The organism is Nitrospira sp., from assembly GCA_016788885.1.
Lineage (GTDB): Bacteria > Nitrospirota > Nitrospiria > Nitrospirales > Nitrospiraceae > Nitrospira_A.
Genome location: JAEURX010000052.1, coordinates 277,277 through 288,287 on the forward strand (window position 1 = coordinate 277,277; position 11,011 = coordinate 288,287).

The following is an 11,011-nucleotide window of genomic DNA, read 5'->3' on the forward strand; positions in this document are numbered from 1 at the left end:
CGGAGGTCGTCCATGATTAAGAAGAGACTCAATATCCGAATGTCCGGACTCGGCGGTCAAGGAGCCGTCACTGCAGCCCATGTGATGGCTATGGCGGCCAACCGGGACGGGAAGTTTTCAATCTCGAATCCGTTCTTTGGTGCGGAAAAGCGCATGGCTCCCGCGGAAAGCTATTGCCGAATCGGTATCGAACGGATCTACGATCGCGGCGAGTTGGTGTTCCCGGATGTGATTCAAGTGTTCCATCCCCAGGTCATCACCATGGGGAAGAGCTACACGATGCCGTTTTATTCCGGTATCAAGGAAGGTGGCATCGTTATTATCAACTCGGCGCAGAATCTCCTGTCTGAAGAAGATATTCAGCGATTGAAGGATTTGAATGTCGCGGTCTTTTATATCGCCGGAACGGAACTCGCCATCGAGATCGCGGGAACGGAACTGTCGACCAATATGACCATGATCGGATCCGTGGCCGGAATTACTAAATGCGTCTCCATGGAAGCCCTGGACGGCGCGCTGCAAGAGCGATTCGGGAAAAAGTTCGTGGCATCCGGAGGAACGGCCTCTCTGGACGAAGCGATTAAGAAGAAATTCGCGAAGAAAGAAATGTTGCTTCAGAAAAACTTCGCTACCGTAAAACGTGCCTATGAAATCGCCAGCGAATGGGCGGAAAAGAATAAGATTGAGCTGAAAGTGGGTAACCCCGCAGTTGCAGCGTGAGCGCAAGAAAAGGAATCCAGCCACATGTATAACGTTGCACAAGTGATCGATGAAAAATGCACCGCAAAAAAGGGGTGCCGTCTCTGCATCATGTACTGTCCCGAGGCTAACTGTTTGGATCTGAACAGCTCCAAGATGGTGGCAGAAGTGAACATCGACCGATGCAAGGGGTGCGAATTATGCGTCGTGGTCTGTAATGCCGCCAAACATGAAGCAATCGTCATGCAGGCAGTCAGTGCTACGGGCGAACTCATCAATCGAAAGGGCGAATCCGCAGCCCTAGGGCAAGCGTACCAAGGCTAGACGAGCCACACCGGCTCCACCACAAACCCCATGGCGCCGTCGCCGTGGGGTTTTTTGTTAAATGTATGGCTGGAGATGATGAGATGGAACGGGAAGACAATTTACTCGACGAACTCCTCCGCAACATTGCCGGCCTTCTTCACGAATATCCCACAGTCATTGAACGACGCGCCGCGGCCATCAATGCCGAAGGGAAAGACCCTGAATTGGCAGAGAAGCTTTTCAAAGCCGCTGACACCATGCGTGACAGCGGAAATCTTTATCTTACATGGGCAAAACACTTTGCCGCATTGGCAGAAGGCAACACCGACGCATCATCCGACGAGGATGAAACAGAAGACTTCGATATCTAAAAAAGTCTCCCCCTTCGCACTTCAGTTTTGCTACAATGCGGCGGTTCACAATCAAGACTGCATTCCCCGGTAGCTCAGTTGGTAGAGCAGCCGGCTGTTAACCGGCTGGTCGCAGGTTCGAGTCCTGCCCGGGGAGCCAACCTGTACGCTTCTTCGAACTCGTCCCTATCTCGGCAAGCTCGAAGATATTGAAGACGAGCTTGTCGGGGTATACGACGATATCCCTCACAAGACACCGAAGGACCTCCATTTGTTCTTTCGGTAGCAGCGCTGCGAAAACCCTTTGAAAATCTTTCAGATTTCGTAAAACGATCTCTGAATCGTACTCCCTCGCGGAATGCTCTTGGATCTGCCGTTGCACGGCTTGGTACTGGGCTTCTAAGCCCTGCTGTTCTTTGTGCTGACGATGCATCTCTTTCTCAAGGCGTTGCACTGAAACCGTTCCCTGCCCTACCCCTCGCACCAACCTATCTATTTCTCTTTCTAGCCGGTCCAGGCTCGCCTTGAGGCGAATGGCTTCCTGTTCAAGCGGTCGCACTTGCTCTTTTTGATCCCGGTTCAACTCCTCCACAGTCCCTTTCACCCACTCGGCCTGCTGACTCAGAGTGGACAGGTATTCAATAACCTGTCGTTCTACAGCGTCAGCATTGAGGGCCTTGACCGTACAGACCGCATTGTTCTGATGCATCGTCTTGGTGCAGCGGTAGTATGGGATGCGATTAATGGACTGATCCTTTCGACGCTTCTGCGTGTAGTGCGGGGTCATCACTGACTGACATACGCTGCATTTCAGCAGTCCCTTTAAAAGAAACGCTCTTTGGATCTTCGTTTCAGCTCGGGTATGTTCTCGGGCCATCGACTGCACTTTATGGAAGAGCCCCTCCTCCACAATGGCCTCATGCTCGCCCTGGAAAACCTGATCGTTAAACTGTACTTTTCCTTGATAGGTGGGGTTGCTGAGAATGTAATCAATCGTCATCTTCCCCCAAGGCTTGCCAGACCGTGAATACCATCCACGACGATGTAGCTCCGCGCGTAGGCGGGTCAGTGAGGGATCTTGCGCGAAGAATTGAAACATGAACTGCACGCAGGCAGACTCCTGAGGGTGCTTCACTAACCGCTTGTCGTCATTCTGATAGCCAAAGGGGATATTGCCGCCATTCCACAGGCCCTTGGTCGCCCGTTGCTGCATTTTGTCTCGGGTACGATCCGCCGTCATTTCGCGTTCAAACTGGGCAAAGTCCAACAAAATATTCCGCAGCAATCGTCCCATTGGATGATGCGTATCGAGGCTCTGCGTGATGGACACGAATTTGGCCCCATGGCGGTCAAATAAATCCATCAGGACATGAAAATCCTTCACGGATCGGGTCAGTCGATCAATTTTGTAGGCCAACACGCAGGTAATCCGTCCAGCCCGAATATCTTGCAGTAACTCCTTCAAGGCGGGTCGATTCATCGTGTCGGCTGAGAAGCCCGCATCTTCATAGACGCGATAGACGACATACTGTTCCTGGCTTTTACAGTAGGCCTCAAGCTTCTCGCGTTGGGTTTCGAGGGAACTGTATTCCGTGTCGGCTTGATTCCGAGTGGAGACACGCGTGTAGAGGCCGCAAATAGTCGGAGCAGGTGCAATCGCCATTATGCTGTTCCTTTCGCCTGGAGGCCTAACAGGGCTCGTTCCAGCCTATTGGCTAGGCGGATTCGCTGGTGGTACCAAGACACGTAGCAAATAACACGGACCGCGCGCCATGCCATCCCTCGATTATTGAGAACATACAGTAAGACCTCCGGTGCAAGTCGCTCCTTGGGCAATGATCCCATAAGCCAGACTAGGGCAAAGGCGTCTGCCTCGATGTCTCTATGATCATTCCGATTAAGTGATAGCTGTGTATCGGGCTCCCTCATTTCGGGAAGGTGCAAGTGGACATGCCCCAGTTCGTGGGCGATGACAAACTGCCGGTTCAACGGGTTTAATCCACGACGAAGCACAATCATAACCTGGCCTTCGTCACGTGTCGTGATGCCCTCAATCTTAGGCCCAAACGTGGTCTCCAGGACCTCTACCCCTTGATTAGCGGCGGCTTCTTCTTGATGGTGAAAAGGGAGCGTTTGACAGTGGGGATAGACGGCCTGGAGTTTCTGAATAAAGCGCTCCGGTCGTCGCAACCAATGAATGAACGAGGCGAGCAGACCGGAAATAGTCTTCATCGACGTCCTCTCTTTTTCCTTTGATTGAGGATCACCGCCTGCAACTGCTTCATCGCTTCCTTAAGATCTGCCCTGGAGACTGCTTCGTGTGCACTCAACAGTGCCGGGAGCAGCAAATCTGGGACGCGCTTCGCTTCGACAAGCAGCCGCTCGGGCGGATCGACGCGAAGGACCTCCGCCAATTTCAGAATGAGGGTATCGTCTGGCGGGAGTCCCCGTTCGCCCGATAACAGCCGAGAAAGATAGGCCGGCGAAATCCCGGCTTCACTGGCCACGGTCCTGAGACTGAGGTTAACCGTTTCCATTTGCCTTTTTACCAAGGTGCGGAATCCGTGGGGGACCTGTGGGGTATCTCGATTCATCTCTGGATTATTCATAGGACCACTCTATACCTGAAATGTTGTCCAGCAGTCAACGAAAAATGAACAGTTCTATTGACCGTTGGGCAACGACTCTCTATAGTGCCCTTCACGGAGGAGGATGATGATTAAGAACCATCTGAAAGAATGGCGAGCCCGACAAGCCCAGCGCGGCATTTCCAAGGCCGCCCTTGCACGCAGAATACGGGTGAACCGTTCCTATGTCACAAAGCTTGAGCAGGGAAAGGCAGTCCCCAGCCTGCTCGTCGCCCTGCAACTGGCAGAGTACTTTGGTTGCACCGTGGATGAACTGTTTCAGTTACAGCCCGAAACGACCTTAGATCCTTGCTGTACCGATGTGTTGCCCAATGGGCACCATAATGAACATTGAAATTAATTTCGTTCCAGTCGATCCGCAGGCACGTGAAGAACACACCTACTTGTTGCGGTCTCTTCTTCTCCAGGGTGCGCGACGACTCTCCTCAAAGCCTGTCGGCCTTTCCACTAACCCCACAGAGCCCCCTCTACCGGCTCTCTCGTCCCAACCTGCACCTTTGGAGATATTTCATGTCTGAGCCGTATTCCTCCAGGTTCGAGTCAACACCTCATGCGCCTCAATCCGGTGGTCGCCCTGTCAGACCGGAATGGTCACGTAAGCAGAAACGAGGCTATCAGCGGATTCGCTCGCTCTTGTGGTTTTGGGAAGCCCATCACTTTCAGGTGCTGTGGGTCACGCTTTCGACTGCGGACGGCGGACAGGCGGACAAACTGACCTATCATCACAAGCAACTACGCCAGCGAATCGAGCGCCAGCTAGGTTATCGAGGTTTGGAGTACTACCAAGTCCGCACAGAAGAGGGCCATGGAGTGCTGCATATCTTTTGGGCCTGGCGGGTCCCAGACGGCGAACGTCATCGGCGCTTCTGGATTGCCCAACCGTGGCTTTCCGCGCAATGGGAAGCCTTGCATGGCGCCCCAGTGGTCTGGATTAAGGCCTATGAGGCGGGGCAGCGGTCACGTAATCGTTTGAGCCGGTATGTCATCAGTCAATACGTCCAGGATCAATCCGGGTACGTCAACATGTGTTGGTCCTGGAAGCGCTCTCTCGGCTTCCCGATGAGCACTCTGTGGGAAGAGATGAGAAACCAATGGTCCAGTCGTAATGTCTTCCGACGGATTCGAGGGGAATTAGAAATCCCTCGCATCGTCTTAGTCAAAACCTGGGAAGACCTCCTGGCGGGGCACGCGATTCTCTATAACGGGTTTGTTTTGCAATTAACCCTCGGGAAAGGCCTCACATCGAGTAAGCCATGAGCAGCCATACTTGCGTCAAAATGATCAATTCCTTGTTCGGTCCCACCTCTTGCGGACGGACTGGTGTCATTTATGATCGGGCTCGCAAAGGCTGGCTTTGCTCTGAACACGGCAAAGAACGGCTCTGTGAGTTCTGTCAGGCTGATCCGATGTGGGGTTGCATCTGCTATCAGGGGGACGGCGTAGCACGAGAGATCTTTCTCTGTTGCTCGTGTGCAGGGTTCACCACTCGCAAATTCCACTTCTAACCTTCATCTACAGCCGCCGGGAGAGATTTGCACCAAGTAGCCAACCCTTTCGGACCTCAAGGAGCCATTGTATAAACTGTAACACGTTATCGATTGAAGCCTTACGGCCATCCGGCTTCTGCGGCTCAGAGATCTCTTGTCTCAGCCCCACAATAAGCACGGTCTGTGATGATTTTGTGATGGACGCTATGCTAAAGCCATTCCTCATCCTCTCTCGATCATGTGGTGATCATGGCTAAACACATTCTTGTAGTAGAAGACGACTTGGATATTGGTCGCCTCCTGGGGATGCATCTGACCGATTTAGCATATGTCGTAGAGATCGCCAAAACTGGGGTGGAGGGCCTTCAATATGTGCTCTCGAAGAGATATGACCTCATTATTCTCGACGTGATGCTTCCAGGCATTGACGGATTAGAGATATGCCGGCAGATTCGGTCGCTGCCCTCCTACACACCCATCCTCATGTTGACTGCGAAGTCCTCAGAAATCGACCGGGTGCTTGGGCTAGAAGTCGGCGCTGACGACTATCTGACCAAACCATTTAGTGTTCGAGAGTTGCTCGCACGCGTAAAGGCCCTTTTCCGGCGCTCTGAAGCATTCAGGGATAAGACGCAAGATCTTCAGAAAACAATCCGCGCGGAGGGCCTGTATATCGATGTTGAGAAACGAAAGGTCACAGTAGGAGGCAGCCCGCGGGATCTCACGGCCAAAGAGTTCGATTTACTCCTCCAGTTTGCTCTCCATCCTGGCCGGGTTTATACCCGTACTCAGCTTCTCGATGCGGTCTGGGGTTACGGTCACGACGGCTACGAACATACGGTGAATTCCCATATCAACCGATTGCGCGCCAAGATTGAAAAGGATTCCGCCAAGCCTGACTTTATTTTGACCGTGTGGGGCGTCGGGTACAAATTCTGTGAAATAGAAGCATCTCCCTTACAGGACTGACCATGTCGCGGTCACTTTACGGCAAACTCGCCCTTGTGTTGCTCTTCCTGTTTTGTGCGGTTGGGATTTTATACACCCTCCTAACGGTCTTTACGACACGCATGTATCAGCAGGAAGTGAATCAGAAGCTGAACCGCGCACTGGCCAGAAACATCGTTGCCGACCAGCTGCTAAGCAGCCAAGGGGAGGTGAGTCCCTATGCTCTGAAAGAACTATTTCACCTGCTCATGGTTGTCAATCCGAGCATTGAAATGTATTTGCTTAACGCAAATGGAGTGATAGTCAACTTCTCTGCTCCCGCTGAGAAGGTCAAGCGCTCGTCCGTGTCGTTGGAGCCAATACATCACTTCCTGAGCAAAGCGGACACATATCCTATTCTCGGTGACGATCCTCGTGATGTGACTCGGAAGAAGGTCTTTTCTGTCTCTGCGATACCCTTGCACGGACAGCCAACGGGATATTTGTACATTGTCCTTGGCGGAGAAGAATATGACTCCGTTGCCGACATGCTGCAACGGAGCTACATTCTCCGTCTGAGTCTCTGGGCAGCACTCACCGGCTTAGTGTTTGCTCTCTTGGCCGGTCTCTTTCTATTCAACATGCTTACAAGGAGGCTAGGTAAGCTAGCCTCGACAATGGAAACTTTGGCGAAGAACGATTTTTCAGAGGCGCTAGAGGTAACTCCGCAGGATTCTATACCAGAGCGCCACAGTGATGAAATTGATCGCCTGCGGACGACATTCAATCGGATGGTACAACGAATTCTCCAGCAGGTGGCCACTCTGAAACAGACGGACATGCTTCGGCGTGAATTGGTGGCCAACGTGTCGCATGATTTGCGGACTCCTCTGGCATCCCTTCATGGGTATTTGGAAACGTTACTGATGAAAGAAGGAGCACTTACACGAGATGAACATCGGAACTTTTTGGACATCGCACTTAAACAAAGCGAACGGCTTAGTGAACTTGTGGGGGAACTCTTTGAATTGGCTCGGTTAGATTCTCGTGAAGCTCGCATTCAATGCGAACAATTTTCTTTAGCCGAGCTCGTCCAGGATGTGTGTCAAAAGTTTCTCCTCACTGTCGCAAACAAGGGGATAGTCCTAAAGAGTAGTTTTCCAGATGATCTTCCATTTGTGGAGGCCGATATCGGCCTCATCGAGCGGGCGTTAGAAAATATAATCCATAATGCTACCCGCTACACAGCAAGCGGTGGTTCGATTGCGATCTCGTTAAGCCACGAAGCCAGCTCGGTCACAGTACGCATTTCTGATACTGGCTGTGGTATCGCTGCTGGGCACCTACTTCATATTTTTGATCGCTTTTATAGAGCGAATCGACAAAATCAGTCAGGAGGAGCCGGGCTCGGGCTGGCCATCACTAAGCGAATTATCGAGCTACATGGAAGCACAATTCGTGCGGAGAGTACGCCAAACGTCGGAACTATCATCATCTTTGAGTTACCCACTGCTCATTCCTAGTCTCTGTTGTTCCAAGCCCTAATGGGCCGGTCCAACACCCTGCGTGATACAAATGTGACAATTTCGTGAGACCTCCGTGAAGAGGGATGACTATGCTAAACATGTATTGTGTTAGGCAGCGTTTTCAAACGAAAAGGAGAACAGACTTATGAAGAGAATCAGTCAATTTGGTATGGTTGCGCTTCTATTATGTTTCCTGCCAACCTTGTCTGTAGCAAGTGAGTCTGCCGTGGATCGCGAGAAGCTCTTAAAGGATTCCGGCGTCTATGCAACGTTTGCCGTGTTCAAGATGGGAGAACACTGGTGGCAGGTGGATCATGAAGCACGTGTCAAGGCGGCCTCCGAAGTGAAAAAGGTGTTCGAGAAGCACGCCGATAAGTTAGTAGTCGATACGCATTTGCTTCGTGGTCTGTCCGAGAGAGCCGATTTCCTTGTCAGGATTCACTCGAAAGAGATGGTTCATAATCAAAACTTCCTGATAGACCTCATGGGCACCACTATGGGGATGGACTTGAAGAATACCGACACCTTCAATGGCATCACCAAAACCCTAAATTATGTCCCTAGCTTCCCAGAAGAACTGAAGGGGGAGTTGAAGACACCACCACCTCAGGGCAGCCCATACGTTATAGTGGTTCCTATACGCAAGGACGCAGAGTGGTGGATTTCTGGACAAGACACCCGAACGGGCCTGATGAAGGAACACACGGATGCGACGGTCGCATACTTGAAGACGGTGAAACGGAAGCTCTATCACTCCAGCGGGTTGGATGATTGGGATTTCATTACCTACTTTGAAACATCCAAGCTGGATGATTTCAACAATCTTGTGACTGGATTGCTCAAGGTCAAGGAGAACCGTCATAACAAGCGTTTCGGTGATCCTCTCCTGTTGGGGACCATTCGACCATTGGATGAAATCCTCGATATTCTCAGTCGTTAGTCCATTCCCCTCGCACGTTCGACAACACGGTGACCACCTGGGAACAGGTGGTCACTTCTATGCCAGTACGCACAAATCCCCACTTCTAATATTTAGTTTATAGCCTCTATATGGCCCCACCCTGTCACCACCTGTTGGCTTCTCAGGGGGTGAAAGGGTGGGAATACAGGGTTATTTTCAAATGGTGACGGCGATGCGCTAGCTTGGCCGTCCCCTTGGTGAATTACTGGCCTATGCAGAGTTGAGATGAAGACTTTTTCTGACCAGGATTATCAAATAGACGCGAAATATGCTGACCACGAAGGCCCGCCGGCCGCTCCGGACTGCCGGGGCCGGACGGCCGGGGGGCTCGGGGGCGCAGCCCCCGCTTCACTTGATTCATATAGTCAAAGTAGGACAGATTACTGATGCTGCTAGTTCGGTATGGATGGAGTTATTTCCCTGCCGCGCCTACGCAACGACTGATTACTCAAGACTGAATGCGCTGAACATAAATATGCTACCTTTGCGTGCCGACCGTCCTAACTATTGTGGCATGGCCACAATCCTATAAGGAAAGGCTTCCTCGTGGAATCGTGGAACCAATTACTTAAAGATCCAGCAAGCTATTGCTTCAGTCTTGGAGTGGGCGCGATTCTCGGGGTGTGGTGGGCGAGGATGACGCCTGCTCAATCCAACGTCACTCTCGTGATCGGCGTGCTGGCAATTAGTGCGGCCGTTGCCTTCAAAACCGGAGGACTGCCACCTTTAGTCCGGGGACTTTGGATCGGCGCAGCGCTGTGCTTGGTGGGGCTATTTGTCAATTACCAACTATGGACCCCGCGTGCGGAAACGCTCGATGCAAAGAGGGTAGTTCTAGCCCAGGTCGAGAACGCAGAGTATCGAGAACTTGTGGTTCAGGTAATCCATGCCTTTGAACCACATGCTTACATTTCGGTAGCGGGGGCAGTACTCGGCCCTGACGGAGCACGGACGGTGGATATTCAGGTGTGGCCGGTCAGCGGTGGGGTCCGGGGACCAACAGTCATTGATGTTATTGATCGACCAGACGCCAAACCTGTGGGCATCGATGCTATTGATATAGCTGACTCCAAGCGTCGCGACGTTCGAGCTAAAGCGATGTTGTTGTGCAGTAACACCGGCTTTGATGCCTTGGCTATTCAGAAAGCAAAGCGCGCCAACATTGGGTTAATTTCCGTTTTAAAACATGGGGACAAGCGAATCAGAGGCAGGATAGTAGAGGAAATATATCTGCGAAGAGTGAACGTGAGCCCATTTACTGTGGATTACGAAGGCGCAAGCACGGACGATTTGGAAACACTACGCCAATACATGACGGCGACCCATAATGTGACATATATGGGTGGGTCAGTTGCTAGTTGGCTGCAACAGCGTGCTTTAATGATTATCTCTAACAATCCAGAAGTAGAACAGCCACTTATTGCCCGGTTTGATCTCAAAAAACCCACGGAATTTCTTGTACAAGGTCATCAAGTGAATCTGCGAGCACTCTCTATTCGTTTTCACCCGCGAGTGCAGTGGCTATCTCAAATTGTCACACTAGACGCTAAGAACGGCATCTACGACTATGTTCGAGGCCGTGTGCGACTTGCCGCTGGGTCTAATTCATACGTCATCGAAGGTGTGAACTTTGACACAGCGAAACCGATGGCTTCGCCACCACCAGTGTCTGGCATTGGCGTTGGTTTACATCCTGGAGAAGTTGATATAACGCTTTTGATGATAGAGGGACTTGACCTGCCACAAGGAACACAAATCCCTAAGTTGGAGGAATTGGTGAAACCTGATGATTTATCGATGACAATAACGGGGTCTCAACTGGCACCTTAGGTCTTTAGACCGTTGGCATTCCCGTTTGAATGATAATTACCATTTGTTATGAGTGGCAATGCAAACTGAAGCGTCCGACTGGGATACAGCGCGGGGAGCCACAATACAAAGGGGGCTGACGGAATAACACCGCCAGCCCCTTCTCTTTTTGCCTGATCTTTCTTACCTCTTCACTAGGACGACTGTTTAGGCAAGGGCTTCGAAACAACTCCACTCTTCAAAACAATCTCGCAAATATGATCGAGCCGCTCGATGTGTTCATAGGCTCCCCAAGGGT

At 51.5% G+C, this 11,011-nt stretch carries 12 protein-coding genes, 1 tRNA gene and 1 pseudogene; 10 read left to right on the forward strand and 4 right to left on the reverse strand.

Features of this window, described 5'->3' with window-relative positions; translation table 11 throughout:
• Positions 1-12 precede the first annotated feature (12 nt).
• The 4 genes from JNL86_15050 (at position 13) to JNL86_15065 (ending at position 1,515) form a co-directional block, all read left to right on the forward strand.
• Positions 13-720, forward strand: coding sequence for a 2-oxoacid:acceptor oxidoreductase family protein (locus tag JNL86_15050; GenBank protein ID MBL8044227.1), 708 nt, complete (start codon positions 13-15; stop codon positions 718-720).
• 24 nt (positions 721-744) lie between these two features.
• On the forward strand, positions 745-1,023 hold the full coding sequence (locus JNL86_15055) for a pyruvate ferredoxin oxidoreductase (GenBank protein MBL8044228.1): 279 nt from the start codon (positions 745-747) through the stop codon (positions 1,021-1,023).
• Between the two features lie 83 nt (positions 1,024-1,106).
• Entirely contained in the window at positions 1,107-1,376 is a 270-nt protein-coding gene (locus JNL86_15060; GenBank protein MBL8044229.1) for a hypothetical protein, read from the forward strand.
• Positions 1,377-1,439: 63 nt separating this feature from the next.
• Positions 1,440-1,515 (forward strand) — tRNA-Asn (locus JNL86_15065).
• On the opposite strand, the gene JNL86_15070 is transcribed toward JNL86_15065, so the two are convergent.
• From JNL86_15070 to JNL86_15085, 4 genes and pseudogenes are all read right to left on the reverse strand, one after another.
• Positions 1,474-2,232 carry a zinc ribbon domain-containing protein gene (locus JNL86_15070; GenBank protein ID MBL8044230.1) on the reverse strand — a complete coding sequence of 253 codons (759 nt, stop codon included), beginning with the start codon at positions 2,230-2,232 and terminating at the stop codon, positions 1,474-1,476. The genes JNL86_15065 and JNL86_15070 overlap by 42 nt on opposite strands.
• Before the next feature lie 312 nt (positions 2,233-2,544).
• A pseudogene (locus tag JNL86_15075) lies at positions 2,545-3,018 on the reverse strand (recombinase family protein).
• Positions 3,018-3,587 (reverse strand): ImmA/IrrE family metallo-endopeptidase, encoded by a 570-nt coding sequence (locus JNL86_15080; protein MBL8044231.1) that lies wholly within the window; start codon positions 3,585-3,587, stop codon positions 3,018-3,020. Before JNL86_15080 ends, JNL86_15075 begins: the two are co-directional and overlap by 1 nt.
• On the reverse strand, positions 3,584-3,964 hold the full coding sequence (locus tag JNL86_15085; protein MBL8044232.1) for a helix-turn-helix transcriptional regulator: 381 nt from the start codon (positions 3,962-3,964) through the stop codon (positions 3,584-3,586). The genes JNL86_15080 and JNL86_15085 overlap by 4 nt, the downstream gene beginning before the upstream one ends.
• A 103-nt stretch (positions 3,965-4,067) precedes the next feature.
• Here JNL86_15085 and JNL86_15090 point away from each other — a divergent pair, with 103 nt between their 5' ends.
• The 6 genes from JNL86_15090 (at position 4,068) to JNL86_15115 (ending at position 10,734) form a co-directional block, all read left to right on the forward strand.
• Positions 4,068-4,337: a helix-turn-helix transcriptional regulator gene (locus tag JNL86_15090; GenBank protein ID MBL8044233.1), complete on the forward strand. Its 270-nt coding sequence runs from the start codon at positions 4,068-4,070 to the stop codon at positions 4,335-4,337.
• Between the two features lie 176 nt (positions 4,338-4,513).
• Positions 4,514-5,260 (forward strand): hypothetical protein, encoded by a 747-nt coding sequence (locus tag JNL86_15095; GenBank protein MBL8044234.1) that lies wholly within the window; start codon positions 4,514-4,516, stop codon positions 5,258-5,260.
• A gap of 479 nt (positions 5,261-5,739) precedes the next feature.
• Positions 5,740-6,459, forward strand: coding sequence for a response regulator transcription factor (locus tag JNL86_15100; GenBank protein ID MBL8044235.1), 720 nt, complete (start codon positions 5,740-5,742; stop codon positions 6,457-6,459).
• 2 nt (positions 6,460-6,461) lie between these two features.
• Complete coding sequence (locus JNL86_15105; protein MBL8044236.1) at positions 6,462-7,940, forward strand: HAMP domain-containing protein; 1,479 nt, start codon at positions 6,462-6,464, stop codon at positions 7,938-7,940.
• A gap of 148 nt (positions 7,941-8,088) precedes the next feature.
• The gene (locus JNL86_15110) at positions 8,089-8,883 is read left to right on the forward strand and encodes a chlorite dismutase family protein (protein MBL8044237.1); all 795 of its coding nucleotides are present in this window, start codon (positions 8,089-8,091) and stop codon (positions 8,881-8,883) included.
• A 567-nt stretch (positions 8,884-9,450) separates the two neighbouring features.
• A complete protein-coding gene (locus JNL86_15115; protein MBL8044238.1) occupies positions 9,451-10,734 on the forward strand; it encodes a hypothetical protein in 1,284 nt (427 codons plus the stop codon).
• Positions 10,735-11,011: the final 277 nt, after the last annotated feature.

Excerpts from the sequence above, each read along its gene's own strand:
- JNL86_15095 (MBL8044234.1), top strand. The coding sequence starts at position 4,514 with ATGTCTGAGCCGTATTCCTCCAGGTTCGAGTCAACACCTCATGCGCCT.
- JNL86_15050 (MBL8044227.1), top strand. The coding sequence starts at position 13 with ATGATTAAGAAGAGACTCAATATCCGAATGTCCGGACTCGGCGGTCAA.
- JNL86_15055 (MBL8044228.1), top strand. The coding sequence starts at position 745 with ATGTATAACGTTGCACAAGTGATCGATGAAAAATGCACCGCAAAAAAG.
- JNL86_15110 (MBL8044237.1), top strand. The coding sequence starts at position 8,089 with ATGAAGAGAATCAGTCAATTTGGTATGGTTGCGCTTCTATTATGTTTC.
- JNL86_15085 (MBL8044232.1), bottom strand. The coding sequence starts at position 3,964 with ATGAATAATCCAGAGATGAATCGAGATACCCCACAGGTCCCCCACGGA.
- JNL86_15100 (MBL8044235.1), top strand. The coding sequence starts at position 5,740 with ATGGCTAAACACATTCTTGTAGTAGAAGACGACTTGGATATTGGTCGC.
- JNL86_15090 (MBL8044233.1), top strand. The coding sequence starts at position 4,068 with ATGATGATTAAGAACCATCTGAAAGAATGGCGAGCCCGACAAGCCCAG.
- JNL86_15080 (MBL8044231.1), bottom strand. The coding sequence starts at position 3,587 with ATGAAGACTATTTCCGGTCTGCTCGCCTCGTTCATTCATTGGTTGCGA.
- JNL86_15060 (MBL8044229.1), top strand. The coding sequence starts at position 1,107 with ATGGAACGGGAAGACAATTTACTCGACGAACTCCTCCGCAACATTGCC.
- JNL86_15070 (MBL8044230.1), bottom strand. The coding sequence starts at position 2,232 with ATGGCCCGAGAACATACCCGAGCTGAAACGAAGATCCAAAGAGCGTTT.
- JNL86_15105 (MBL8044236.1), top strand. The coding sequence starts at position 6,462 with ATGTCGCGGTCACTTTACGGCAAACTCGCCCTTGTGTTGCTCTTCCTG.